This window comes from Neobacillus sp. GCM10023253 (genome assembly GCF_042653105.1).
In the GTDB taxonomy this organism is placed as follows: domain Bacteria; phylum Bacillota; class Bacilli; order Bacillales; family Cytobacillaceae; genus Neobacillus; species Neobacillus citreus.
This window is the reverse complement of sequence record NZ_JBHSHV010000012.1, coordinates 165510-189676: the sequence shown is the minus strand read 5'-3', so window position 1 is coordinate 189676 and position 24167 is coordinate 165510. Positions and strand designations below refer to the sequence as shown.

General features: G+C 40.2%; 28 protein-coding genes and 1 riboswitch. Of the genes, 23 read left to right on the top strand and 5 right to left on the bottom strand.

Going from position 1 to position 24167, the window contains the following annotated elements; all coding sequences use genetic code 11:
* The first annotated feature begins 73 nt into the window (after positions 1-73).
* The 4 genes from ACFPA1_RS14970 to ACFPA1_RS14955 all read left to right on the top strand — a co-directional run bounded on the left by ACFPA1_RS14970 (position 74) and on the right by ACFPA1_RS14955 (position 3331).
* Positions 74-970, top strand: coding sequence for a superoxide dismutase (locus ACFPA1_RS14970; protein ID WP_213144984.1), 897 nt, complete (start codon positions 74-76; stop codon positions 968-970).
* A 92-nt stretch (positions 971-1062) separates the two neighbouring features.
* Positions 1063-2208 (top strand): D-alanyl-D-alanine carboxypeptidase family protein, encoded by a 1146-nt coding sequence (locus ACFPA1_RS14965; RefSeq protein WP_378583984.1) that lies wholly within the window; start codon positions 1063-1065, stop codon positions 2206-2208.
* On the top strand, positions 2201-2788 hold the full coding sequence (locus tag ACFPA1_RS14960) for a nucleoside recognition domain-containing protein (RefSeq protein WP_213144986.1): 588 nt from the start codon (positions 2201-2203) through the stop codon (positions 2786-2788). The genes ACFPA1_RS14965 and ACFPA1_RS14960 overlap by 8 nt, the downstream gene beginning before the upstream one ends.
* Positions 2789-2794: 6 nt before the next feature.
* Complete coding sequence (locus ACFPA1_RS14955) at positions 2795-3331, top strand: spore maturation protein (protein ID WP_378583982.1); 537 nt, start codon at positions 2795-2797, stop codon at positions 3329-3331.
* Between the two features lie 129 nt (positions 3332-3460).
* Here ACFPA1_RS14955 and ACFPA1_RS14950 read toward each other — a convergent pair whose 3' ends face one another.
* Complete coding sequence (locus tag ACFPA1_RS14950) at positions 3461-3628, bottom strand: hypothetical protein (RefSeq protein WP_378583981.1); 168 nt, start codon at positions 3626-3628, stop codon at positions 3461-3463.
* Positions 3629-4239: 611 nt separating this feature from the next.
* Between ACFPA1_RS14950 and rluB the strand changes: the two genes are divergently transcribed.
* From rluB to ACFPA1_RS14900, 10 genes are all read left to right on the top strand, one after another.
* Positions 4240-4983, top strand: a complete 744-nt coding sequence (gene rluB, locus ACFPA1_RS14945; protein WP_213144988.1) for a 23S rRNA pseudouridine(2605) synthase RluB — start codon at positions 4240-4242, stop codon at positions 4981-4983.
* A gap of 98 nt (positions 4984-5081) precedes the next feature.
* Complete coding sequence (gene resA, locus ACFPA1_RS14940; RefSeq protein ID WP_378583979.1) at positions 5082-5606, top strand: thiol-disulfide oxidoreductase ResA; 525 nt, start codon at positions 5082-5084, stop codon at positions 5604-5606.
* A gap of 22 nt (positions 5607-5628) precedes the next feature.
* Entirely contained in the window at positions 5629-7248 is a 1620-nt protein-coding gene (resB, locus tag ACFPA1_RS14935; protein ID WP_378583978.1) for a cytochrome c biogenesis protein ResB, read from the top strand.
* The gene (ccsB, locus tag ACFPA1_RS14930) at positions 7249-8433 is read left to right on the top strand and encodes a c-type cytochrome biogenesis protein CcsB (RefSeq protein ID WP_213144991.1); all 1185 of its coding nucleotides are present in this window, start codon (positions 7249-7251) and stop codon (positions 8431-8433) included. It abuts the gene before it with no gap.
* 180 nt (positions 8434-8613) lie between these two features.
* Positions 8614-9330, top strand: a complete 717-nt coding sequence (locus tag ACFPA1_RS14925) for a response regulator transcription factor (protein ID WP_213144992.1) — start codon at positions 8614-8616, stop codon at positions 9328-9330.
* Positions 9327-11108: an ATP-binding protein gene (locus ACFPA1_RS14920; RefSeq protein WP_213144993.1), complete on the top strand. Its 1782-nt coding sequence runs from the start codon at positions 9327-9329 to the stop codon at positions 11106-11108. Before ACFPA1_RS14925 ends, ACFPA1_RS14920 begins: the two co-directional genes overlap by 4 nt.
* Before the next feature lie 170 nt (positions 11109-11278).
* The gene (gene sigX / locus ACFPA1_RS14915) at positions 11279-11851 is read left to right on the top strand and encodes an RNA polymerase sigma factor SigX (protein WP_213144994.1); all 573 of its coding nucleotides are present in this window, start codon (positions 11279-11281) and stop codon (positions 11849-11851) included.
* Positions 11826-13004 (top strand): negative regulator of sigma-X activity, encoded by a 1179-nt coding sequence (locus ACFPA1_RS14910; protein ID WP_378583977.1) that lies wholly within the window; start codon positions 11826-11828, stop codon positions 13002-13004. The genes sigX and ACFPA1_RS14910 overlap by 26 nt, the downstream gene beginning before the upstream one ends.
* A 167-nt stretch (positions 13005-13171) precedes the next feature.
* On the top strand, positions 13172-13921 hold the full coding sequence (locus ACFPA1_RS14905) for a peptidoglycan DD-metalloendopeptidase family protein (protein ID WP_378583975.1): 750 nt from the start codon (positions 13172-13174) through the stop codon (positions 13919-13921).
* Between the two features lie 129 nt (positions 13922-14050).
* Positions 14051-14183, top strand: a riboswitch (FMN riboswitch).
* A 167-nt stretch (positions 14184-14350) separates the two neighbouring features.
* Entirely contained in the window at positions 14351-14914 is a 564-nt protein-coding gene (locus ACFPA1_RS14900) for an ECF transporter S component (protein ID WP_213145306.1), read from the top strand.
* 108 nt (positions 14915-15022) lie between these two features.
* Here ACFPA1_RS14900 and ACFPA1_RS14895 read toward each other — a convergent pair whose 3' ends face one another.
* Complete coding sequence (locus ACFPA1_RS14895) at positions 15023-15271, bottom strand: ferredoxin (RefSeq protein WP_042355233.1); 249 nt, start codon at positions 15269-15271, stop codon at positions 15023-15025.
* A gap of 247 nt (positions 15272-15518) precedes the next feature.
* Between ACFPA1_RS14895 and ACFPA1_RS14890 the strand changes: the two genes are divergently transcribed.
* The 5 genes from ACFPA1_RS14890 (at position 15519) to ACFPA1_RS14870 (ending at position 19927) form a co-directional block, all read left to right on the top strand.
* The gene (locus ACFPA1_RS14890; RefSeq protein WP_378583972.1) at positions 15519-16565 is read left to right on the top strand and encodes a helix-turn-helix domain-containing protein; all 1047 of its coding nucleotides are present in this window, start codon (positions 15519-15521) and stop codon (positions 16563-16565) included.
* Positions 16556-18064: a RecQ family ATP-dependent DNA helicase gene (locus tag ACFPA1_RS14885; RefSeq protein WP_378583969.1), complete on the top strand. Its 1509-nt coding sequence runs from the start codon at positions 16556-16558 to the stop codon at positions 18062-18064. The genes ACFPA1_RS14890 and ACFPA1_RS14885 overlap by 10 nt, the downstream gene beginning before the upstream one ends.
* Positions 18061-18672, top strand: coding sequence for a CPBP family intramembrane glutamic endopeptidase (locus ACFPA1_RS14880; protein ID WP_378583967.1), 612 nt, complete (start codon positions 18061-18063; stop codon positions 18670-18672). Before ACFPA1_RS14885 ends, ACFPA1_RS14880 begins: the two co-directional genes overlap by 4 nt.
* Entirely contained in the window at positions 18665-19381 is a 717-nt protein-coding gene (locus tag ACFPA1_RS14875; RefSeq protein ID WP_378583964.1) for a LysM peptidoglycan-binding domain-containing protein, read from the top strand. Before ACFPA1_RS14880 ends, ACFPA1_RS14875 begins: the two co-directional genes overlap by 8 nt.
* Positions 19382-19471: 90 nt before the next feature.
* The gene (locus tag ACFPA1_RS14870; protein WP_213145001.1) at positions 19472-19927 is read left to right on the top strand and encodes a DUF2663 family protein; all 456 of its coding nucleotides are present in this window, start codon (positions 19472-19474) and stop codon (positions 19925-19927) included.
* Between the two features lie 27 nt (positions 19928-19954).
* On the opposite strand, the gene ACFPA1_RS14865 is transcribed toward ACFPA1_RS14870, so the two are convergent.
* From ACFPA1_RS14865 to ACFPA1_RS14855, 3 genes are all read right to left on the bottom strand, one after another.
* Positions 19955-20524: a manganese catalase family protein gene (locus ACFPA1_RS14865; RefSeq protein ID WP_213145002.1), complete on the bottom strand. Its 570-nt coding sequence runs from the start codon at positions 20522-20524 to the stop codon at positions 19955-19957.
* A 236-nt stretch (positions 20525-20760) separates the two neighbouring features.
* Positions 20761-21021, bottom strand: a complete 261-nt coding sequence (locus ACFPA1_RS14860; RefSeq protein WP_213120334.1) for a spore coat protein CotJB — start codon at positions 21019-21021, stop codon at positions 20761-20763.
* Positions 21018-21248 (bottom strand): spore coat associated protein CotJA, encoded by a 231-nt coding sequence (locus tag ACFPA1_RS14855; RefSeq protein WP_213120335.1) that lies wholly within the window; start codon positions 21246-21248, stop codon positions 21018-21020. The genes ACFPA1_RS14860 and ACFPA1_RS14855 overlap by 4 nt, the downstream gene beginning before the upstream one ends.
* 146 nt (positions 21249-21394) lie before the next feature.
* On the opposite strand from ACFPA1_RS14855, the gene ACFPA1_RS14850 reads away from it, so the two are divergent.
* From ACFPA1_RS14850 to ACFPA1_RS14835, 4 genes are all read left to right on the top strand, one after another.
* Positions 21395-22027, top strand: coding sequence for a CBS domain-containing protein (locus ACFPA1_RS14850; protein ID WP_213145004.1), 633 nt, complete (start codon positions 21395-21397; stop codon positions 22025-22027).
* A gap of 64 nt (positions 22028-22091) precedes the next feature.
* A complete protein-coding gene (locus ACFPA1_RS14845) occupies positions 22092-22448 on the top strand; it encodes a hypothetical protein (RefSeq protein WP_378583959.1) in 357 nt (118 codons plus the stop codon).
* A gap of 22 nt (positions 22449-22470) precedes the next feature.
* Positions 22471-23259 carry a metallophosphoesterase gene (locus tag ACFPA1_RS14840; RefSeq protein WP_378583957.1) on the top strand — a complete coding sequence of 263 codons (789 nt, stop codon included), beginning with the start codon at positions 22471-22473 and terminating at the stop codon, positions 23257-23259.
* Between the two features lie 190 nt (positions 23260-23449).
* Complete coding sequence (locus tag ACFPA1_RS14835; RefSeq protein ID WP_378583955.1) at positions 23450-24031, top strand: adaptor protein MecA; 582 nt, start codon at positions 23450-23452, stop codon at positions 24029-24031.
* Positions 24032-24167 lie beyond the last annotated feature (136 nt).

Sequence of the window (24167 nt, the reverse complement as noted above, 5' to 3'; positions counted from 1 at the left end):
TCTCTTGTTCTTACCGACCTTATTTCCTCATACCTTTTAGGGAGACTCGTGCAGCGGAAAGGAAGGGGAGAAAATGAGCCGGTTTAGCGGGTATGTAAATGAATTATTTAAATGGAATGAGCAGATGCGTCATTTTCTGCAGTCCGAACGGGTCAGCCAAAACTCTGAATTATGGGATGAACTTGATGAATTTACGGATATGATTGAAGGTTCAAGAAAAGAGCTTTCCAATGAAGAACTGATCGGTCTTCAGGCAAGAGCTGAACAAATCCATGGTAAATTGGAAAATTATTTTAGCCAAAAACGTGACCAGGAGATAGGGACCATTTGGGCAATTGAAAAACAAATCCCACCGGGAGGTCATAAACTACCCGAGCTGCCCTATCCTTATAACGCGTTAGAGCCATATATCTCTGAGGAGATCTTGCGGCTTCACCATGATAAGCACCACCGTGCATATGTTGAGGGTTTAAACAAGGCAGAGTTAAACCTAAAATCAGCAAGGGAAAGAAACGATTTTTCCCTCGTCAAGCATTGGTCAAGGGAGCTGGCGTTCCACGGGTCCGGTCATTATCTTCATTCGATATTTTGGAAAAACATGAGTCCAAATGGCGGAGGGAACCCGTACGGATTAGTGCAAAAGGAAATCACCAATTATTTCGGAACCATCACGGCTTTTAAGAACCATTTCACCGAGGCCGCCAAACAGGTTGAAGGGTCAGGCTGGGCGTTATTGGTTTGGTCGCCAAGAGCACACCATTTGGAAATTTTACAAACGGAACGGCACATGCTGCTGACACAGTGGGATACCATCCCACTGCTTGTCCTAGACGTATGGGAGCATGCCTATTATCTTCAATATCAAAACAACCGGGCCGAGTACATCAATAACTGGTGGAATGTTGTAAACTGGCACGATGTAGAAATGAGATTTGAAAAAACAGTGGACACGAAATGGTCTCCCCTATGACAAGGAAGCGGCGCCGCCGCTTTCTTTTTTGTCATATCACACTTTGTCTTGCATAAAATTTACTAAATAACGAGGAGGACGAGGTATATCTAATGAGAAGTATATTGAAAATAGCCTGTTTTTGCCTCATAGTCTCACTATTTGCCGCTAATCATCCTCAGAGAGCCGAGGCTTCCTTTGATGTTAGTGCTGCTAGTGCGGTTCTAATTGAGCAAAATTCCGGCCGCATTCTTTATGAAAAGGATGCTTTTACGAAAAGACGAATCGCCAGCATTACGAAAATTATGACCGCGATTCTAGCAATCGAATCTGGAAAACTAGATCAATATGTAAAGGTAAGTGAACAAGCAGTCCGTGCAGAGGGCTCATCCGTGTACTTGAAGCCGGGTGAAAAAATAAAACTTGAGGATTTGGTCTATGGGTTAATGCTGCGGTCCGGAAATGATACAGCTGTTGCCATCGCCGAATATGTCGGTGGAAGTGTCGATGGCTTTGCTTTTTTAATGAACCAAAAGGCAAAGGAAATCGGCATGTTAAACACTCATTTTGCAAATCCCCATGGCTTGGATGACCATGAAAACCATTATTCAACCGCCTATGATATGGCCATTTTGACACGTTATGCGATGCATAACAAAATCTATCAAAAAATTTCCGGCACAAAGGTGCATCGCGCTCCTAATCCAACCGAAAGCTGGGACAGGGTATGGAAGAACAAAAATCGGTTATTAACAAAATATAAATATACAACCGGAGGTAAGACAGGCTATACAAAACGGGCCAAGCGGACGCTGGTAACGACAGCGGCAAAAGGTGATATGAATTTAATCGCGGTCACCTTGAACGACCCAAATGATTGGGATGATCATATTTCCATGTATGAATACGGATTTAAAGATTATGATATGGCAGAAGTTTTAACAAAAGGAAAAATTGATATCAAAAGTCCGAAATATTTTCAAAATCATTTGTTCTTAAAGAAATCAATTGTTTACCCGGCAACCAGCCAAGAGATGGACTTATTCAGCATTAAGTATAAGTTAAACAAGCCTGATAAAAAATGGGATGATGAAAATAAACAAGAGAGAGTAGTCGGAAAAGCTATTGTTTATTTGGATGGAAGGGCCGTAGAGGAATCGCCTATTTACTATCAAAGCTTGCCGAAAAAGGAGAAGGGTCTGTTCGAAAGTGTTAAAAAAATATTTTTTTCACTAATAGGTGTGAACGCGCATGGTTAATTATATCTGGGTTGGAATGACCGTCATTGGGATTGTGTTTGCCCTGTTTAATGGGACCATTGAGGATGTAAACAGGGCGGTATTTGATGGGGCGAAAGAAGCGGTTACCTTATGTATCGGCCTGATCAGCGTGCTTGTCTTTTGGCTTGGAATGATGCGGATTGCGGAAGAATCAGGACTTCTTGAAAAACTGGCTAAATTATTTCGCCCGCTTGTAAAGATATTGTTTCCGGACGTACCAGTCCAACATCCAGCGATGGGATATATGCTGTCAAATATGATTTCCAACATGTTTGGCCTTGGGAATGCCGCAACGCCGCTTGGCATCAAAGCAATGGAGGAGCTAAAAAAGTTAAATGGCGGAAAAAACTCGGCTTCAAGGTCCATGGTCACATTTTTGGCGATTAATACGGCGAGCATTACCATTATCCCGACAACCGTCATTGCTATCAGAATGACATATCATTCAACATCCCCTACCGAAATTGTTGTTCCAACCATTATTGCCACCATCCTTTCGGCGATAGGGGCCGTTCTCATCGACCGTTACTTCTATTATCGCAGAAGCCGAAAAGGATGATCATTTATGGAATTTATCTCATTAATATCTTTGACATTTATACCCTTATTAATAGGCTTTATCCTGATTTATGGCACCATTAAACAGGTGCCGACTTACGAAAGCTTTGTTGAGGGCGGTAAGGAAGGGATAAAAATCGCTGTTTCGATTATCCCGTTTTTAGTCGGAATGCTGGTGGCCATCTCCATTTTCCGGGCATCAGGTGCACTGGACGCCATCATGGATTGGTTTCGTCCATTTATGAAGATGATGGGTGTACCAGCAGAAATCGTTCCGTTATTATTGATTCGTCCCATTTCCGGTACGGCAGCCTTGGGTATGACCAGTGACTTAATCGCTGTGTACGGACCGGATTCCTTCATTGGCAGACTAGCGTCCGTATTGCAGGGGAGCACCGACACGACCTTCTATGTTTTAACTGTTTATTTCGGTGCAGTCGGCATCAAAAAAATGGGTGATGCCTTAAAAGTAGGTCTCTTGGCAGACGTAGTCGGTATCATCGTATCCATCATCGTCGTCTCCTTCATTTTCGGAACAAAATAACAAAAAGCAGGTTCTTGTATAACGTTTCTTAGGCTGTTGAAAAACTTTCGATAGCCTTTTTATTTTTTTCATTAATCAACGCTTTATAAATATAAAGGCATAACAATAGGTCTGTTGATTGGCGCTCCACTAAGGAAAGCTTCCTTGAATAATCATCGCAGGGACAGGCTGCTCTTTGCCTGTCCCGAGGCGCTTCGCTTTCCGCGGGCGTGCCGGGGAGCCTCCTCGGCGCTGAAGCGCCTGCGGGGTCTCCTCAGCCCCGTATTCCCGCAGGAGTCTTCGCGCCTTCCGCGCCAATCAACAGGTGTATTCAATATAGAACTTAAACTCACAATAAATAGTAAAAATAAGTTGTAATTTCAATGTTTAAGCCAAAAGAGTTTAGCCAAAGAAATATGAATTTATTATAGACAACCACTTTTCTTAACTTGATTAATATATACACGTGCTTTTCTTACTGCAGTCTGTAAAATATGAAAAAGATTGCTTCACACTTATCAAGGATGGAAAATGTGTGTTGCAATACTTAGATTGATTTGCCTCCCTGTTGATTGGAGCGGAGGGCACTCGACTCCTGCGGGATATAGAGGTCACTGGAGACCCCGCAGGCGCCTTAGCGCCGAGGAGGCTCCAGGACCTCCCCGCGGAAAGCGAGTGCCCGTAGCGGAAATCAACAGGCCCATTAGCAGGGACAATCAAAAAAATAGCCCAGAAAAAACAAAAAGCAGGTTCTTTACAGAGCCTGTTTTTTTGTATTTAATGAGCACTGCCGCTTAGACTTTGAAAAGTGGAGAATTTGTGTCATAATTCAGTAGGATAGAACAAATGCATTTTTAAAATAAGAATTATTACTATAGCAAAATTATATTTGTTCCCTATACTATGGATAGATTTTTTGAGGTGAAAGAATGGAAAGATTGCAGAAAGTAATTGCCCGCGCCGGAATTTCTTCTAGAAGGAAAGCGGAAGAACTGATCAAAGAGGGCAGGGTAAAAGTAAATGGAAAAGTCGTCACCGAGCTTGGTGTAAAGGTTTCACCCTCCGATAAAGTAGAGGTAAATGAAATACCGCTTGAGAAAGAGGTGCCTGTTTACTTCCTATTATATAAACCAAGAGGGGTTATTTCGAGTGTCAGCGATGAAAAAGGCCGAAAGGTAGTAACGGATTTCTTTCCGGCTATAAAAGAAAGAATCTTCCCTGTGGGGCGCCTGGATTATGATACTTCTGGGTTATTGCTGCTTACTAACGATGGCGAATTTGCCAATCTACTAATGCATCCTAAGAACGAAATCGAAAAGGTTTATGTCGCAAAAGTAAAAGGCCTTCCTTTAAGGGAAAATCTTAAAAAGCTAGAAAAAGGAATCCGTTTAGAGGATGGAAAAACAGCGCCGGCGAAAGTGAAGCTGCTGTCAACTGATAAGAAAAAACAAACCTCTATCGTTGAGATTATTATTCACGAAGGCAGAAACCGTCAGGTAAGGAGAATGTTTGAGGCAATCGGCCATGAAGTTTTGAAGTTAAAGAGGGAGCGTTATGGATTTTTAACCTTAACAGGGCTAAGGGCAGGAGAAGCTAGAGAACTAACTACCCATGAGGTGAAGCAGATAAGGGCACTTGCTTTGGATGTATCGAAGCGGCAAAAAAATTCATAGAATCGTCACAATTAGATTCTGTCGTAATCACTGTGGGTACATTGATAAATGATATAATTTAGACTAACTGTGCTCTGTAGTAAATGGAGGAGATTCGAATGAAAAAACGGCGATTGGTGATGAGAACGATTATTCTGCTTATTCTCGGTGCTGCCGTTGCTTACAGCCTATATGCCAATTTGACAAAGGATACGAAACAAAAGGTAGCCGTTGGGGAAAAAGCTCCTGATTTTGTATTAACGGATATGGACGGGAATAAACATCGTTTGTCCGATTACCGCGGTCAGGGAGTTTTCTTAAACTTTTGGGGAACATGGTGTCCACCATGCAAGAAAGAGATGCCATATATCAATAATCAATACCAACAATATAAAGACAAAGGGGTTCAAGTTTTATCAATTGATATTCAGGAATCCGAGCTGCAAGTAAACCAATTTGCTGAGCATTATAAGCTGGAATTTCCGATTATGATCGATACCGATAAAGAAGTCATGACAGCCTATGGTATTAACCCGCTGCCAGCAACATTTCTAATCGATAAAAACGGAGAAGTTGTGAAATATCATACCGGCGAAATGACGGAAAAAATGGTAAGGGAGTTTATGGAGAAAATTAAACCTTAAAGGTTGTTGGGAGTTTTTTTAAATGAACGATGTAAAATGTGAATGCGGTCATGTGAATCCGCACGGCACTGTGTTATGTGAGGCCTGCGGTAAGGTGCTGGATGAAACAGACAACAAGAAAGAACTTCTTGATATGCGCTATGAGGGCAGTGCGCGCCGCTCGCAAACCTATAACAAAACCATCATTGATAAAATATGGAACTTCTTTTCCTCTGTAAAGGTTGGCGTCTGGCTGATTGTTATCACGCTGGTAGCTTCTATTCTGGGCACGATTCTGCCTCAGGAAATGTATATCAATCTGCCGCCGGATGTCTATTACGAGCAGGAATACGGCTGGTTCGGAAAATTGTACTACCAGCTAGGCTTTCATGATTTGTATGGGTCATGGTGGTATTTATTATTAATCGCCATGATTGGCATTTCCCTTGTTATTTGCAGTCTTGACAGGGTAGTTCCTTTGTATAAAGCATTAAAAGCACAAAGGGTCACAAGACATGAGGGATTTCTCAAACGCCAGCGGGTGTTTGGCACAAATTCCGAGGCTGAGCAAACCGACTTTGAAACGGTGAAAAAACATTTGCAGGCAAAACGCTACCATGTCCGTGAAGAAAATGGCGATATTCTTGCAGAGAAAAATCGTTTTTCCCGTTGGGGTCCATATATAAACCATATCGGACTAATAATTTTCTTATTTGGCGGAATGCTGCGCTTTATCCCTGGGTTTTATGTAAATGAGGACCTTTGGGTTCGTGAAGGGGAAACAGCATTAGTTCCGGAAACGAATGAACAATATTATATTAAAAATAATCAATTTATATTAGAACATTACGATAAAAACAATAAGACTTTCGAAAAGGCACTTAACCGGGCAGGCGAGGTTGTGAAGAACTATCAATCAAACGTCGTTCTGTATCAGCGGGAGGGAGAGAAAATCCCAGGGGAAAAGCCGAAGTTAAAGAAGTTAGAGGAATATAAGATTAGAGTAAATCAGCCACTATCCTTCGATGGTTACTCTGTCTTTCAATCTTCCTTTAAAACTGAATTTAAAGCGATGACATTTACTCTCACTAATAAGAGCACAAATCAAGCTTTTGGCGAGGTGAAGGTTGACTTAACTAACCCGCAGGAGAAGTACGATTTAGGTAATGGCTATTCAGTGGAACTTCTAAACTATTTCCCGGATTTCGAATTTGACGATAACGGGGAACCATCAACAAAATCGCGGGTACCTAATAATCCGGCCTTCATTTTCCGGATGAATACACCGGATAAGCCAAAAGGGGAAACAAGCTTTGTAGCCATCAGACAGACTATTGAACCGTTTGGTGATAATACCTATAAACTGGCCTTCAAGGGAATTGAGACAAAAAATGTTTCCGGATTTATTGTTAGAAAGGATTCCTCTTTATGGGTGTTCATTATTGGCGGAATCATTTTCATGATTGGGGTTATTCAAGGTGCCTACTGGAACCACCGCCGTATTTGGGTTCAGCGCAAAAACGGGCAGGTCTGGATTGCCGCCCATACAAACAAGAATTGGTACGGCATGAAACGGGAGCTTGAAACTATTCTAGCAGGCACTAAATTGACGATGCCGGAGGATCAGCTTCAAAGGGACAAAGAGGTTAAGGAGGTAGTATAGTTGGCAGCATTAAGCAGTAATCTATTGTTTGTCGCTTTTATCCTATATTTAATAGCGACGCTGTTTTTCGGCGGTTCAATCAAGGAGAAAAAAGGTTTATCTGAAAAGAAAGAAACGAATAAGTGGGGAAAAATTGCTGTATTTCTAACCATCGTGGGCTTTGTTTCTCAGCTTGGCTATTTTATTACCAGATGGATTGCGGCCGGACATGCACCGGTCAGTAATATGTTTGAGTTTACGACATTCTTTGGAATGGCCCTTGTCGGCGCGTTTATCGTGATTTATTTTATATACCGCACGACGCTGCTTGGTCTGTTTACAATGCCTGTAGCCATCCTGGTCATCGCGTATGCTAGTATGTTCCCAAGGGATATTACTCCATTAATACCGGCCCTGCAAAGCTATTGGCTGCATATTCATGTTACCACTGCTGCAATCGGGGAAGCCATTTTGGCAATAAGCTTTGCTGCAGGTCTTATCTATTTAGTAAAAGCCATTGATCAAACCAAATCCAGTAAACGAACCTTTTGGCTCGAAGCGGTTATGTTTTCTTTAGTTACGGTTTTGGGCTTTGTAGCCGTTTCTTCAATCTTCTCCGGAATGGGGTACCATGAGAAATTTAATTGGGTTGATAAGCATGATAACGAGGCAGTTGTCGAATATACGATGCCTGCCATTACAGGACCTCATGAAGGGGAACTGTTGACAAAGGATGGCTTTAAACCATTGGTTGAGATGCCAGCTATTGTTAATGCCAAAAAACTAAACACGGTCATTTGGTCATTGATCGGTGGAATTATCCTTTACGGACTTATTAGGCTGATTATTAGAAAGCGAATTTCCGCCGCTCTTAAACCGCTGGTTAAAAATATAAACCTTGATTTTGTTGATGAGATTAGCTATCGTTCTGTATTAATTGGATTCCCTGTTTTTACACTGGGAGCACTGATATTTGCGATGATTTGGGCACAAATGGCTTGGTCCCGTTTCTGGGGCTGGGACCCTAAGGAAGTATGGGCATTAATAACCTGGTTATTTTATGCCGCCTTCATGCATCTTCGTCTGTCAAAGGGCTGGCATGGAGAGAAGTCTGCTTGGCTTGCCGTAATCGGCTTTGTTATCATCATGTTTAACCTTGTCGCTGTCAACCTCATCATAGCCGGACTTCATTCTTACGCAGGATAACTGTCAAAATTTAGCCTTCACTTTTGATTAAGTGAGGGCTTTTTTCAAATAATAGTAAAAAATTATTTGTCTTAATTAACATTGTCAAATTATTGACACTTTTTATCGGATTTATTAGCTTTCAACATATAGCAAAAATGGAGACCATTTTGTAAAATAAACAACATGGGGGGATTAATAATGGATCAGGACGTTAAAATCTTAGTTGTAGATGATGAAGAAAGAATTCGCAGATTATTAAAAATGTATTTAGAGCGCGAAGATTTTTTAATTGATGAAGCAGAGGATGGTAATCAAGCATTAGCGAAAGCGTTGGCTAATGATTATGATGTCATTCTTTTGGATTTAATGATGCCTGGCAAGGATGGCATTGAGGTTTGCCGCGAATTAAGGGAGAAAAAGGCGACTCCTGTTATCATGTTAACGGCAAAGGGTGAAGAGGTGAACCGGGTACAGGGCTTTGAAGTCGGTACGGATGACTATATCGTTAAACCATTCAGCCCGCGTGAGGTAGTACTAAGGGTAAAAGCACTGTTAAGACGATCATCACAAACTACCTTCCTGCAAACGGAGACAACAACAAAGGATGTCATTGTATTTCCTCATTTAACAATAGATAATGATGCCCACCGGGTATCTGCTGATGGTAAAGAGGTTAGCTTAACGCCTAAAGAATATGAGCTGTTATATTTTCTTGCCAAAGCACCGGACAAAGTATTTGACCGTGAGCAGCTGTTAAAGGAAGTATGGCATTATGAGTTTTTCGGTGACCTAAGGACAGTTGATACACATGTAAAACGTCTTCGCGAAAAACTAAATAAAGTTTCGGAACAAGCTGCTAGAATGATTGTTACCGTTTGGGGAGTAGGTTACAAATTTGAGGTAGTAAATGAATGACCTTCTTAAGAAGTGTAGTCGGTAAGCTTTGGTTTACCATCATTTTATTAGTTTCATTTGTCCTGTTTATTTTAACAGTGATGCTCCTTGAGTTTTTTCAAAACTATAATATTAATGAAACAAAGAATGATTTGACCCATACAGCCGAAAAAATTGCCACTGTACTGGAGGAGCATCCAGCAGATAAATGGCCGCTCGGTTTGGAAATTTCGTGGGAAATCATTGATGATGTCACCAAAGTAGTCATTATAAAAGGTGATGAAGTTTATTATTCTCCAAACACAAAGGGAGGAAATAAATTAACGATTGATGATATTCGGAACGATCCCGAGTTATCAAGTGTATTACACAAAAATAAACGGGTCGAGAAAATCTCCAATCTTTCATCCGAAAAAAATAGCGCTGGCACTGCCGCCAATTATTCAATCATCGGGGTGCCGCTTAAACTCTCCGGAAATCAAAATGGGGCAGTGTTCATTTACCAATCTTTAAGGGTCATGCAGGAAACATCCCGGTCAGCAACCAAATTTATTTTGCTTGTGGCTGGTGTTGCCATTATTCTTACAACCATTTTCGCATTCTTTTTGTCCACAAGAATAACCGCACCGTTAAGGAAAATGCGGGAAGCTGCATTTGAGGTGGCAAGAGGGAAATTTGATACAAAGGTCCCTATTTTGACCCATGATGAAATTGGTGAACTGGCTACTGCTTTTAATCAAATGGGCCGGCAATTAAAGTTTAATATGAACGCGCTCAATCAGGAAAAAGAGCAGTTGGCGAGCATCCTAAGCAGTATGGCTGATGGGGTTATTACCTTCAACCGGGATGGAACGATTTTAATCACAAATCCTCCGGCAGACCGCTTTCTTCAATATTGGTATTATGAGAAAGGGGTTATCTCCGGATCGGAAGCCATTCCCTCTCAAGTCATGAATCTTTTTCAAAAAGCAGTTGATACAGAAAAAGAGCAGATCGGGGAAATTTCCCTGCAAGGACGCCATTGGGTCATACTGGTTAGCCCGCTGTACAGTAATCGGTTTATTCGCGGGGCAGTTGCGGTCTTAAGGGATATGACTGAGGAACGGCAATTGGAGAAAATGAGAAGAGACTTCATTGCCAATGTTTCACACGAACTGAGAACGCCAATTTCCATGCTTCAGGGCTACAGCGAAGCGATTGTTGACGATATCGCGGAAACACAGGAAGAGAAAAAAGAAATGGCAAAAGTCATTTATGATGAATCGCTAAGAATGGGCCGACTTGTCAATGAATTGCTGGATTTGGCAAGAATGGAAGCTGGTCATATTCAATTAACAATGGAAGAGGTCAATATCTCTACTTTTATCAAACGGATTATTCATAAATTCCAAGGGTTAGCCAAAGATAATGGAATTCAATTACTGGTTGAAATCGACAACGACATACCAACCTTTACAATGGACCCTGATCGAATTGAACAGGTTCTTACGAATTTAATTGATAATGCGATCAGGCATACCCCGAAAGATGGTTCTGTGACCTTAAAAGTCGCTTCCGAGGACAAGGGCGTCAGAATGGATGTTGTGGACTCAGGAACAGGGATTCCTGAGGAAGATTTACCGTTTGTTTTTGAACGATTTTATAAAGCTGATAAGGCACGAACCCGCGGCAGGTCAGGAACAGGTCTAGGACTGGCTATTGCCAAAAATATCATTGATGCCCATCGTGGACATATTTCCGTTCAAAGTAAAGTTGAACAGGGAACGACATTTTCCTTCATACTCCCACGAAAATCGTAAAATGACCATGGATTTTGCCGATTTCTATTGATTCACAAGGAACATTTTTAAGAGGCTGGCTACTCGCGCCAGTCTCTTTTTATTTTTCCATTAAATACCTTCCTTTTCATCCCAAAAAAGTCTATATTTAAGAAAGTGTAACCTTTTATACATAAACATCGACTAATATTTTGAACGGGGAGGGGAAAAAGTTGGACTCCGTTTTCGATGAACTTTATCAAAAATATCACCATGATGTATTTCAATTTCTTTTTTATATGGTTAGAAACAGAGAGCAGGCGGAGGATCTTGTTCAAGAGGTTTATATTAGAGTGTTTAAGTCTTATAATCGCTTTGAAGGAAAAAGCAGCGAAAAAACCTGGCTTTTTTCGATTGCGAGAAATGTTGCGATTGATTATTTTCGAAAGCAAAAGGGCTGGAAGGAAAGAATCCTTGAGAAATTTGATTGGTCTTCAAATCAGGTAAAGGACGACCATCCTATCCCTGAGGAAATGGCTGTTCAAAGAGAAGAAATTAAATGGGTATATAAATGCTTGGAATACTGTACCGTGGACCAAAGGGCCGTCGTTATATTACGATTTATTCACGATTTGTCAATAGCGGAGACAGCAGAGGCTCTAGGATGGACAGAAAGTAAAGTCAAAACGACCCAGCATCGCTCGTTGAAGGTATTAAAGAAGCACATGGAAACATTTTACCGAAGGGAGGAGGGAAGTAGTGAGAAAGTCAGAGTGGAGCGATAAAGAGCTCATAGATTTGTTAAAACAGATGCCTAAAATACAAGACTATCGCCATCCTCGTGACATTTACCAAAACCTTTCACGTAAAAAACGGAAAACTGTTTCATGGCTCCTGCCGGGTATTGCAGCTGCAGCGGCACTATTTTTATTTTTTATTTTGGCTCCTAAGTTTATGGATACGAATCATTATTCAATCAATAATGCCAAACAAGAATCAACAAAAGAAGCGAAAATTGCCAAGGATAATAGCGATGCGGGCGGTATGGCCAATCAGGAATCGCAAACGGGTCAAATTTCAACATTAAAGAAAGCCGAAGGGCAAAACGATCATGCCGGGAAAACGGCTGTTTATGATGATGAAATTAAAGACGGCGTCGTGTTGACCTATTGGATCCCCGATAATCAGGCGCTAAATCTAGTACCAGTATCAACTATAGTCAAAAATACTGAAGGAAAAGACTGGCTTACCCTATATAATGAACATATGGCAAACCTAAATGAATCGGAATGGGGCCTAAGTGAATTTTATCCGCTCCAGGCAACATTGCATTATGATAATGCTAATGAAACTGTTATTGTCGATGTACCTTCAGACCATCCATACCGCCAAGGCAGTGCAACGGAACAAATTTTTCTCGGTGCGTTAAAAAATGATATTTCTTCCAATAGCAGCGTCAAAACGATTGAGTTCACCACAAATGGCGAACCTGGAATCGAACTAAGCAATGACTTTTTAGAAAAACTGACCATCACTGATGTGAAAAAACATGCCTACCTCTTTTACTATCCTAATGGCAGTGATGTTCCGTTCTTGGTGCCAACACCTGAATCATATAAGGATATTAAGGCTGCAATTGATGCGATGAAGTCAGTGGTAGAGGAATATCAATTACAAAGATCTTTGTTGCCAAATTTGGCAATTCAGGATGTAACAGCAAATGATAACACGTTAACCATCACTTTTGCGAAAGATACCAGTTTAGAAGATGAACGGTTGGCAGTCTGGTCGATGGAGGCCATCCTTTTAACGGCAAAAGAATTCGGATTTGAAAAAGTGGTTGTGAGCAATCCTCCCGCACCAAATATTGGCCCGTTTGATTTAACAAAAGAAATCAAGGTGCCAGCGGCCCCAAATCTTCGGACAATCGAGAAATGATAAAAAAATCAACCAAAACGGTTGATTTTTTTATGCATAAAATAGCAATTGACTCCAAATTATAACAAATATGGTCAGGCCGTCCCATGCCTCCCCATATGTTCTAAACACGAGTATAAGAACATATGGTGAGGTATGGACAAGATGTAAGGAGGATTAATAGTGAAATGCATGACTATATAAAGAGGTTTTTTATTGCCATTATCATGGCGATTTGTGTAGGTTTGTTGTTTCTCGGAGGGAGACACTCGGAAGCTGCAGGATTGCCTGAGGCGAAAACGGAGAAGGAGAGATGGATTTGGCCGGCGGATGGTGTTATTTCTGATACATATGGGACAAGACAGGGTAAGCATAAAGGAATCGATATCGCCGGAAAATATGGCACTCCGGTCTTGACAGTTGAAGATGGGGCTGTGATCAAGTCTTATTATTCCAATACATATGGTCAGGTTGTATTTATCAAGCACCCAAGCAATTTCGTTACGGTTTATGCCCACTTAAGCAAACGGGCCGTTGTACCAGGTCAAATGGTTAAGCGGGGGGAGGCCATCGGAACAATGGGAAGGACCGGTCAGGCTACCGGCACCCATCTTCATTTTGAATCACACCAATTAGAATGGAGATATGACAAAAAGTTTGCCATTAATCCGGAACTCCTATTGGGAGATGCCGATGTTGGTGAAGCGGTTCAGGGCGGAATTGCAGCCAGTGGCAAGGATGTTTTGGAGGTAAGCAGCCGTCCGCAAAATATTCCTGAACCCAGCGGGCAGCCGCTTGTAAACCAATATATTGTAATAAATGGTGACAACTTGTCCTCCATTGCCCAAAAGTTTAATGTGACAGTGGCAAGATTAAAGGAAATCAACAACCTAAACACGGATGTAATCAAGCCTAATCAAGTCTTAATCATCCGGTAAATTAAAACTTTTTAACCCGCAGCCTATTGCTGCGGGTGTTTTTTTATCTAAATATTTAAAAAACGGAAAATAACTTTAACTTAACAAAGTGACTGATTTTCAGTATAATAAACTTATAATTTTATATCGATCTATCTTCGGGGCAGGGTGAAATTCCCGATCGGCGGTATTAGAGTATAACTCTTCAGCCCGCGAGCCTAATTGGGCAGGATTTGGTGTGATTCCAAAGCCGACAGTATAGTCTGGATGGGAGAAGATGGAGGTTCTGCAGGCATTCGAAAAATTTTCTTGGATCGAATGTTTATTAAGCGTACCTAAATTTACTCCCTCAAGCTTCAATCTTGAGGGAGTTTTATTTTGCGTACCTATAAAAGCTGAATCTCTCTTCCTAACGTGATGGATCAAAAAGGAGAGAGGAAAATGAAGAAAATGAAGAACACAAAGGTAAAAGCAATGGTTTCAATCGGGATGCTGAGCAGCATCGCATATTTATTAATGTTTTTAAACTTTCCGCTGCCAATGTTCCCTAATTTTTTGTTTGTGGACTTTAGTGATATTCCTGCTTTGATTGCTGCGCTGATTTTCGGACCAGTGGCAGGAATTTTAGTAGAATTGTTTAAGAATATGTTAAATTATTTTGCAACAGGGAGCCCGACAGGCATTCCTATTGGCCACCTTGCCAATTTCGCAGCAGGGATTGTGTTTATTCTGCCGACTTGCTATTTGTATAATAAATTGAAATCAAAAAAGGGAATGACACTTGCCCTAGTAGCTGGAACTATAATAATGGCTGTTGTGATGAGTATTGCCAACTACTTTATTATTTTACCTGCCTATACGGCCTTAATGGGTTTCCCTGATATGCGGAACCTCGTCGTACCTGCGATTTTGCCTTTTAATATCTTAAAGGGCGTAATGATGTCGATCATTTTCATGCTTCTATTTATTCGGATGCAGGCATGGCTAAATAAATTTTCAGTAAAAAATGCTTAAAACGAACAGAGGCTGCAAAACTTGGGCCTCTGTTTTTTATCGAAAAAAATAACCCCCCGGCTTATATTAGGCGGGGGGTAGCAGCTTAAGAATATCTTCAGTCAAAGATTATTCAAATTTAGTTGGGTTACCGTCGAATGGCTCATCAGCAACTTTAATAGAATCAGTTGGGCAGCCTTCGAAAGCGTCCATCATGTCATCGATTAAAACATCTGGAATTTCAACGATACCTTCGTTATCGTCAAGTGTTACGAATGCGATACCTTCATCATCGTAATCATAGATATCTGGTGCAGCAGCGCCGCATGCGCCACACGCGATGCAAGTTTCCTTGTCAACAATTGTATACTTTGCCATGAAAAAAACCTCCCAGTAAAATAACAAGTAATATGCTTACTTATTTTCCATTTGTGATGGAAAATACAATTCACATATCTATTGTAAAGCTGTATGAATAACTTTTCAATAGAAATTTGATTTTGGTACCTTTAGTCCCATTATTTCTTAAACTTCCACATTTTTGGACAACACAATACCTGTTTCATGTTAAAATATAATAAAATTTAACTGTTTTTGTCGAATCAGGATAAGTGGTGAGTCTAAAATGGAATGGGTAGAATCAGTTATTCTTTATTGTTTGAAAAAAATTAATAACGAAAGAACTATTTATTCTGTTTACCACATTTTAAAAGGAAAGAAATCGTCGCAAACCATTCAGGATATTCATTTATATTCGTTAAAAAGATTATTTGGAGTGCTTGAACCGCTGACAAGAGACTCCTTTGAAGCCATAATTCATTGTATGAGGGACAACGGGTGGATTATTGAGCAAGGTGAGCAAAAATACCTGCTCAGTTCTTCAGGAGAGCAGCGCTTGAAAAATATCGGTATTCCAATCTTTCTCAATGGCTGGCGTTATCACCAAATGACCACTATATTTTGGGAACGGCTCTCTTTATTAGTTCAAGTAGTCTCTAACCTCATTAATCAGGAACCAAGCTATATACCGATTCAAAAAAATAAGAAGGTTCTTATCTGGGTTAAAGCTGTTCTTAAAGAAAGCCATCTCTCAAGAAACGAAATTGGCGAAAAATTATATGAAGAATTGAACGAATGCTTCGAAGATGGGCAGGAAATTGATCCGTCTATGATTGTCTTCCGTTTAACTGGATTCCGGCAAATAGGATTAACCGCTCAACAAGCATCCAAAAAAATGAATGTTAATGTGTACGAATATCATCTTACATTTACTAATACACTGCATTATTTGATTGAAAAAATAGAAACTAGATGGGTTAATTTTCCGATATTAACCCATCTACTAAAGGGCTTGGAGCATGGGGATGAATTAACCATTACCGCGCGAAAAACATGGAAATTGCTATCGCAGGGATATTCGATAGAGATGATAGCCAAAAACAGAAATTTAAAAACAAGCACAATCGAAGATCATTTAGTGGAATTTGCGCTGCAAATAGACCGGTTTTCAATCGATGCTTTTGTTGATAGAGAATTACAGCTGGAAATTTTGCAAATTGCTAATCAAGCCGCCACAAAGCAATTAAAATTAATAAGGGAAAAAGTCAGCCGTGCCAGTTATTTTCAAATCAGGTTAGTGTTGGCGAAGTATGGTGACCGGCAATGGAATTAGAAAATCTTTTAAAAAAGCATTTTGGCTATTTATCATTTAAAACAGGGCAAAAGGAAGCCATTTCAGCTATCTTAAATGGACAGCATACCCTGGCCATGCTCCCGACCGGAACGGGCAAATCCCTATGCTACCAGCTTCCTGGTTATGTTTTTGAGGGATCGATATTAATCGTTTCCCCGCTTCTATCCCTTATGCAAGATCAAGTGGAACAATTAGGTCGTTTGGGTGAGAAAAGGGTTATTGCTTTAAACTCCTTTCTTTCTTTGGAGGAAAAAAATTATGTTCTAGACCGGCTGCACGACTATAAGTTTATCTTTATATCACCGGAGATGCTTCAGTCCTCTTTCATCTTACAAAAGCTTCGGAACCTTGCCATCTGCTTATTTGTAGTGGATGAAGCGCATTGTATTTCTCAATGGGGGTATGATTTTCGGCCGGATTACTCCAAATTGGGTGAAATAAGGAAAAGCTTAGGGTGCCCCCTTACACTAGCTCTGACCGCCACCGCTACAAGAAAGGTCCGGAAGGATATTATCCAATCATTAGGCATAGAGGATGCTGTAAAAGTGGAATCGACAATTGACCGTCCTAATATAGCCATATGGATCGAGGAAATAGAAGAGTATCAGAAAAAGACAGACCGGGTTTTGGAGCTTGCTGCAAAGCTTGAAAAACCTGGTATTATTTACTTTTCAAGCAAAAAAATGGCCGAACAAATGGCTTTATTGCTAGAGGAAAAGAATATTTGCAACGCAAGTGCTTACCACGGGGGATTGGATCAGGATACAAGAATATTAATCCAGCAACAATTTATTCATAACCAGCTAGATGTTATTTGTGCCACAAGTGCATTCGGGATGGGAGTGAATAAGGATAATATCAGATTTATTATTCATTTTCATATGCCGATGCAAATCGAGTCGTATCTTCAGGAAATTGGCCGGGCAGGACGCGATGGTCTGCCGAGTATCGCCTATCTTTTATATTCACCTGGAGATGAACAGCTGCCTTTTCAGCTTGCTGAAAGCGAACTCCCGTCGGAACAGCAAATTGACTGGCTGTTTCATGAATTGGAAATTGGACACGGAATAAAAGGCGATGCACTTCAATTCAATCAAGGCACCCAGGAAAGAGGAGGGTTTTCTGAGGTTCAGTGGAGATTAGTGGAGAATCTTCTCCGGAAAGAAGCCAAAGAAAAAAGTTCTCTTCTTGACGGCAAAGCAAGAATTAAAGGATTTGTTAATGAACGCATAACAATGAAGAAAAAAAATATTTACCAAATGTTACAATGGGTTTTGTCAAATCGGTGCCGGCGCGAATTCCTTTTGAATTATTTTGAGGAACAGGTGACAAGTAAAATTGAGCAATGCTGTGATATTTGCGGAATTGACGAAAAAAACTATTCAGCCTCCCATAAAATGAAGGAGAATCATTTAGGGAAAATTGAATGGAAGGAATACCTAGCCGGATTATTACTTAATAGCGAGTTGAGGGAATGAAAAAGAAATATAATGAACTAATTAGCAGCTTAACTGATAAAGATTTACTTTTTCACTTATATATGACACAGGTCATATTGCTTGTGATCTCACTCATTTTAGGATTGCTCCTATTTGACCATTTCTCTTTTTTGAAAATAATCGATGTAAGTGACGTTAAGATTATTTCCATAGGCGTGCCATTGGGGATAGCGGTTGTCATCATTGACTTAATCCTAATGAAATGGCTGCCTGCATCTTTTTATGATGATGGCGGCTTAAATGAACGGATTTTCCGGAAAAGAAATATATTCCATATTTTTATTATTGCCGCGTTTGTTTCCTTTAGCGAGGAATTATTATTTAGAGGGATCATCCAAACGAAAGTCGGGCTTATTTTGGCTAGTCTTATCTTTGCGGTAATCCATTACCGCTACCTGTTTAATGTGTTTTTATTTATCAACATTATCACGCTTAGTTTTGTTATTGGGGCAGTCTATGAATCGACAAATAATCTGGCTGTTACCATTATGATGCATTTTATAATCGATTTCTTATTAGGTATTTTTATAAAGTATAAACATTCTTCGGCAGATGATCAGCAAGGAGGGGGAGGGCTTCATGAATAGAGAAGAACCATATAGAGAGCAAGCCGAAAGATTAAAACAACGAATACAAAAGGTGAATGAAAATATCGAAGTGAACGATGAATTGCCTCCAAGGGAACTGGTCCATCGGGAAAAAAAGAAAAAGGTAAAATGGAAAATAAAATATCCGGTTATTCGGATTCTGGTATTATTCTTTATTCTTCTTCCTATGATTATTTTCAGTGTTATTTCTTATCTTGATGGAAAACAAATAAATGGCTCTAAGAAAGCTTCAACGGATCCTGTTGGCTATGAAACTATTAACCTAAAAAAATCAACTTCAGAAGAGACTGATAAAGTGGAGGAAGAACAATCCGTAAATGCCGATGGAGCTGATAATCCGGAAAGTGTAGAAGCGGGCACCTCATTAACTCCGCCAGCCGAAGAACAGCCGACTGCCAATACGGAAAAAAATGTGTCCACGGAAAGTCCTGTTTCACCTCAAGGGGCTGCCAGCAATAATGCACCAGTGCAGACTCAGAATCAACCAACACAAACGGATACAAGTAAAAGTGACCCAGTACAACAGACGATCATTCGTCATAAGGTTCAGCAGCAAGAAACATTATTTAGTATTTCGATGAAGTATTATAAATCTCAAAAAGGGATGGACATTATAAAAAAAGCAAACAACATGTCCAATGAAGAAATCTATGTTGGTCAGGTATTGAAAATCCCAATTAGCAACTAACCGATCGTTTTTAGGTCGGTTTTTTTGTTTTTTAAATCATAAGTTTGCGGACAAGTTCATATTTATTAATGGAGAAATGGAGGGATGGATATGGATTCTCCCATTAGGGAGCTTGAGTATACGGATGAAGCGACCAAGCAGGTTCTAGAAAATGTCCGGAAAAAGAAGGAAAAATTTGATAAAGCAGAAAAGTTACATTATCTTTCTATCTATTCGACTCTTTTAATGGCAGCCGTCTTTTTTTGTTATTTTTATTTTGCGATTGCGAAATATTATTCTTATTCCTTTTTTGCCATGTTTTCTGCTTCGTTAAATGATTCGGTTATCATATTTTTAATGGCGATTACGATCATTGGGTACGGTTCAATGAATATTTTGAAGCAGCAAAAGGATAAGAAGGAGAAGGAATACCAGGAATTGAGGGCTGAAATTGCTGACCGTAGTAAAGATTTTTGGAAGAAGGAAGAAGAGTGGAAAAACCGCCATATCGTTTTTGCAATGATGAAAAAAAATTACGATATCAATCTATATCATGAAAAAAAATAAAGAAGCAGAATCTCTGCCTCTTCCTTATTAAAAAATCTTCTTCTTTCCTTTTTCTTCTTTTAAAATTTCGACCGCTTCGCGGAAGCGTTGCGAGTGGATGATTTCTCTTTCCCGGAGGAAACGTAGACCGTCATTTAAGTCGGGGTCATCGCTCATATTGATAATCCATTGGTAGGTTGCCCGTGCTTTCTCTTCTGCAGCAATATCTTCATAAAGGTCGGCGATTGGGTCACCTTTAGCTTGGATATACTGAGTGGTAAAAGGGATTCCTGCGGCATTATGGTAAAATAGGGCTTTATCATGATCGGCATAGTGCCCGTCAAGCCCTGCTGCCTTCATTTGTTCAACAGTAGCGTCTTTTGTGAGCTTGTAGACCATAGTGGCAATCATTTCCAAGTGAGCAAACTCTTCCGTTCCGATATCTGTCAAAAGTCCGATGACTTTGTCTGGAATCGTATATCGTTGGTTCAAATATCGGAGCGCTGCAGCAAGCTCTCCATCTGCACCGCCATATTGTTCTATCAAAAATTTGGCTAACATCGGGTTGCAGGTGCTGACACGGACAGGATATTGCAGTTTCTTTTCATATATCCACATTTTCCTTTATCCCTCCCTTTGAACATCTACACTATCCAGCTCCAGCGCCCAGCGGCTAGTGTCCTTCGCTCTTCTCCCTACGATAAGTCAACAGCGAATCGCTATCGCTCTTCGTGTTTCCTTTATCTCAGTCGAAGCGCTCCACAAGGAAAGCTTCGGCAGCATATGCATCGCACGAAGGAAAAGCGTTAGCTTTTTCGAGGAGGCCATACGCCGCTAAACGGGCGCTTCCGCTTTTAAATTTGCCAAGGCCAAGGTGAATCGTCCCAATTCCAAGGATGGCCCGAGTAGCTGTTGCCAAACTGCTGAAGGGGGCCAAATTGGCTTTCAAAGGCTTTTTTTATTCTCTTTCTTTCCTTTACATAATGGTTAAATTGGTTTATCGCTTCAAGATCATCATTGTGGGTATCTAAATACAAAGTGAGCTCGACCAGGACAAAGTCGACGGCTTGGAGCTGTTCCATCAATTGATAATACTCGGCAGGAACTTGCTTCATGAAGGGATACCCCCTTCTGCAATTTCATTGGGGCCGTACCAGGGATCATAGAAATCTTTCCAAAGCGTACCTGCTTTAAGAGCCTCAAATGGAGAAAATTGTGGGAGATTTGGCGGTTGAAAACCCATATATAAATGAGGCGGTGTGGAATATTTTTTTTCAAGCATCGGCTTACAGGGGTCGAAAGGACTTACATACGGATGATAGGTCTTGAGATGAGTGTTCATGGAAACCCTCCCTTTATTTCAGCATCAGTTAATCATATGATAATATTCTTATGACATGACATAAAAGTTTAATAAATGAAAGGTTTTCGAACGCTGACATAGAATTATAATGTAGTTGAAGTATTAACCTTAGAGGTGATAGGAAAATGTTCGTAAAAAATATGATGATTCCAAAGCATGACTGTATTACAGCACAGGAAAACGAAACACTTAAAGCAGCCTTGGATCGATTAGAAGCTCAGCAAATTGATGGCCTACCTGTTTTGCAAGGTAATAAATATGTCGGTGTAGTGACCAGATATGGGATTTATGAAAATTATTTTCTTTCCAATAAACCAAAGGAAGAATATTTAACAACGACGAGTGTGAAAGACATTGCTACCCACCAAGAGATGTTTTTAGAAGGTGCGGAACTATTTGAAAGGACGATGCTTGATTTAAAAGATTTTCCTTTGCTTGCAGTAGTAGATGAGGATCGTAATTTTCTAGGGGTGATAACTCGCTCAGATGTTCTGAGCTTCTTTGAGAGTGCTTTTGGAGTCAATCGCCCCGGGGTGAGGATTGCGTTTACATCAGTTGAGACGGAAGGACGGATCGCTCGCTTGTCGGAAATCGCCCATCATTTTCACGAGCATATCATTTCGCTGGTCACCTTTGACGAAACAGATAAGCTGGTTCGAAGAATAGTCATGAAAATTGAAAAGAAAGATAACATTGATAAATTTACGAAAAAACTTGAAGAACATGGCTTTCGTATTTTAAGTATTGAAGAAGTGTAAAAATACTTAATCGTGGAAATAATACCAATCCCTCTCATACATTGTTATGGGGGGGATTTTTTGCATGCTTGCAGTAGGGAGGATTTTGTTTATCTACTTGTTCGGCTATTTATTCATTAAATGGATTTGGATTCCGAAACCATTTGTTTTGGCTGATTTTTTTATTGTTTTAATTGCACACCCGCTTGAGTTTTTGGCTGCCTCCTTAGCCCTGTTCCTTGGTGTCCTTCTTACGGGTGGTCTTATCAAGGATTTCATACATAAATTAAGAGGTGCACAGCAGAAGCATATTCTCTTGAAGATTATAGAAATGGTTTTTCTGATTATCGTATTCACGATTCTTTTTCGATTTGGCTGGGAGCAGGCACTTGTTTTTTTTAGTTTAAGTATCGTTTATGGTACCATTTCATTAGAATCTTAGAGTTTTAAAGGGGTATGTGAATATGGGTTTAATCCCAAGTATCTTGTTGATCGTTCCCATCATTGGGTTATGCCTGCTTTTATATATGCTGCGGGAGGCCTTTTTAAATGATGTTGTCCGGCATGAATTCCTTTTTCAGGATTTTCCTGAAACGTTTGGAAGAATGACCATCTTTTTTATTTCCGATATTCATAAACGGACAATATCTGATAAGGTCATTCAAACGGCCATAGGGAAGGCTGATTTTGTTGTAGTAGGCGGGGATTTGACAGAAAGAGATGTGCCTTTACAAAAGGTAAAGGCAAATTTAATGAAGTTAAGACAAATTGGTCCCGTTTATTTTGTATGGGGAAATAACGATTATGAGGCCAATTTGCATCAGTTACATACGGTGTTTCTAGAAACTGACATAAATGTCTTGGATAACTCAGCCGTCAGCCTGCATTCTAACCAAGGCGAAAAGATTTTTTTACTTGGAGTTGACGATGTCACTTTAGGAAGGGACCGGCTTGAGTTGGCCTTAGACAGAACAGAAGCCAATCACTTTAAAATCTTGGTCAGCCATTCCCCGGATATTATCAAGAAAGTTGGGACAAAGCAGAATATCCGGCTGATTTTAAGCGGACATACACACGGTGGTCAAATCCGTCTTTTTGGATTCAGTCCCGGAGAAAAAGGGGGAATAAAAAGAGTTCAGCAAACAGTGCTTTTCATTAGCAACGGTTATGGAACAACTGCCATCCCCCTTAGATTGGGAGCCCCGGCACAATGCCATTTGATTATTGTTAGAAACGGAACCGATACTCCTTAGTTAGCTAATAAGAAAGTATAAACTTTCTGTCGAAAACTTTATACTTTCTTAACGCATAAATTCAACTACGCCTCATGAACCGTCCTATCGGACTCGCCAATCGGCGAGTTTTCATTTAGGGGAGACAATTCACAACCGCCTCTCTGCTTTCATAATCTAACACAAGAGATGTCTAGCAGGGGGCAAAAACATGCGCTTAGAACGCTTAGCAGCAAATAAAATAAAAATTATTTTAACGTCCGATGATTTGTTTGAAAGAGGGCTTTCCAAGGAGGATATTTGGAAAGAATCCGGCAAATGGAATCAGCTATTTCACGATATGCTTGAAGAGGCAAGTGAAGAATTCGATGTTGATATAAGGGGTTCGGTAGCGGTTGAAATTTTCTCCCTTCAAGCTCAAGGAATTATAATGATTATAACCGTCGACCATACGCGGGAAGATGAGGAAGCATTGGATGATGGTTTAATTGAAATGCAGGTAAGAGTAGGGGGCTGTGAGGACTTTTTATATGAATTTGAAGAATTAGAAGATATAATCGGTCTCGCGAAACGGCTTTCCTTATTAGGTGTTTATGGTGGGAGTCTATATGTATATCGCAGCCGCTACTTTCTTTTGCTGACAAAAATAGAAACCGAACAGAACTCTATTACTGCCTCATTGATGTCGGAGTTTGGCAATGCATCCATATTAAGTCCGTATGTCTTAAAAGAATATGGAAAACTAATCGTCGGTCACGCAGCGATCGAAACCCTTCTCCACTATTTCAAATGAATAATACACATATCTAATAAGGAGGGGGTTAAACCGCTCCTTAAGTTTTTTTACAATGCTATTTGTTATTTTAAAATAGTAAATAAATGCGAATGACCGCCTTTGCATAATCACAATATATAAAAGGAAAGGTGGA

What these genes read in the sequence shown, in the direction of transcription:
- ACFPA1_RS14865 (WP_213145002.1), bottom strand. Translation starts at nt 20,524, where the DNA reads ATGTGGATATATGAAAAGAAACTGCAATATCCTGTCCGTGTCAGCACC.
- ACFPA1_RS14870 (WP_213145001.1), top strand. Translation starts at nt 19,472, where the DNA reads ATGGATTCTCCCATTAGGGAGCTTGAGTATACGGATGAAGCGACCAAG.
- ACFPA1_RS14875 (WP_378583964.1), top strand. Translation starts at nt 18,665, where the DNA reads ATGAATAGAGAAGAACCATATAGAGAGCAAGCCGAAAGATTAAAACAA.
- ACFPA1_RS14855 (WP_213120335.1), bottom strand. Translation starts at nt 21,248, where the DNA reads ATGAACACTCATCTCAAGACCTATCATCCGTATGTAAGTCCTTTCGAC.
- rluB (WP_213144988.1), top strand. Translation starts at nt 4,240, where the DNA reads ATGGAAAGATTGCAGAAAGTAATTGCCCGCGCCGGAATTTCTTCTAGA.
- resB (WP_378583978.1), top strand. Translation starts at nt 5,629, where the DNA reads ATGAACGATGTAAAATGTGAATGCGGTCATGTGAATCCGCACGGCACT.
- resA (WP_378583979.1), top strand. Translation starts at nt 5,082, where the DNA reads ATGAAAAAACGGCGATTGGTGATGAGAACGATTATTCTGCTTATTCTC.
- ACFPA1_RS14845 (WP_378583959.1), top strand. Translation starts at nt 22,092, where the DNA reads ATGCTTGCAGTAGGGAGGATTTTGTTTATCTACTTGTTCGGCTATTTA.
- ACFPA1_RS14900 (WP_213145306.1), top strand. Translation starts at nt 14,351, where the DNA reads ATGAAGAACACAAAGGTAAAAGCAATGGTTTCAATCGGGATGCTGAGC.
- ACFPA1_RS14955 (WP_378583982.1), top strand. Translation starts at nt 2,795, where the DNA reads ATGGAATTTATCTCATTAATATCTTTGACATTTATACCCTTATTAATA.
- ACFPA1_RS14885 (WP_378583969.1), top strand. Translation starts at nt 16,556, where the DNA reads ATGGAATTAGAAAATCTTTTAAAAAAGCATTTTGGCTATTTATCATTT.
- ACFPA1_RS14890 (WP_378583972.1), top strand. Translation starts at nt 15,519, where the DNA reads ATGGAATGGGTAGAATCAGTTATTCTTTATTGTTTGAAAAAAATTAAT.
- ACFPA1_RS14895 (WP_042355233.1), bottom strand. Translation starts at nt 15,271, where the DNA reads ATGGCAAAGTATACAATTGTTGACAAGGAAACTTGCATCGCGTGTGGC.
- ACFPA1_RS14965 (WP_378583984.1), top strand. Translation starts at nt 1,063, where the DNA reads ATGAGAAGTATATTGAAAATAGCCTGTTTTTGCCTCATAGTCTCACTA.
- ACFPA1_RS14860 (WP_213120334.1), bottom strand. Translation starts at nt 21,021, where the DNA reads ATGAAGCAAGTTCCTGCCGAGTATTATCAATTGATGGAACAGCTCCAA.
- ACFPA1_RS14840 (WP_378583957.1), top strand. Translation starts at nt 22,471, where the DNA reads ATGGGTTTAATCCCAAGTATCTTGTTGATCGTTCCCATCATTGGGTTA.
- ACFPA1_RS14880 (WP_378583967.1), top strand. Translation starts at nt 18,061, where the DNA reads ATGAAAAAGAAATATAATGAACTAATTAGCAGCTTAACTGATAAAGAT.
- ACFPA1_RS14835 (WP_378583955.1), top strand. Translation starts at nt 23,450, where the DNA reads ATGCGCTTAGAACGCTTAGCAGCAAATAAAATAAAAATTATTTTAACG.
- ACFPA1_RS14850 (WP_213145004.1), top strand. Translation starts at nt 21,395, where the DNA reads ATGTTCGTAAAAAATATGATGATTCCAAAGCATGACTGTATTACAGCA.
- ACFPA1_RS14920 (WP_213144993.1), top strand. Translation starts at nt 9,327, where the DNA reads ATGACCTTCTTAAGAAGTGTAGTCGGTAAGCTTTGGTTTACCATCATT.
- ACFPA1_RS14925 (WP_213144992.1), top strand. Translation starts at nt 8,614, where the DNA reads ATGGATCAGGACGTTAAAATCTTAGTTGTAGATGATGAAGAAAGAATT.
- ACFPA1_RS14905 (WP_378583975.1), top strand. Translation starts at nt 13,172, where the DNA reads ATGCATGACTATATAAAGAGGTTTTTTATTGCCATTATCATGGCGATT.
- ACFPA1_RS14970 (WP_213144984.1), top strand. Translation starts at nt 74, where the DNA reads ATGAGCCGGTTTAGCGGGTATGTAAATGAATTATTTAAATGGAATGAG.
- ACFPA1_RS14960 (WP_213144986.1), top strand. Translation starts at nt 2,201, where the DNA reads ATGGTTAATTATATCTGGGTTGGAATGACCGTCATTGGGATTGTGTTT.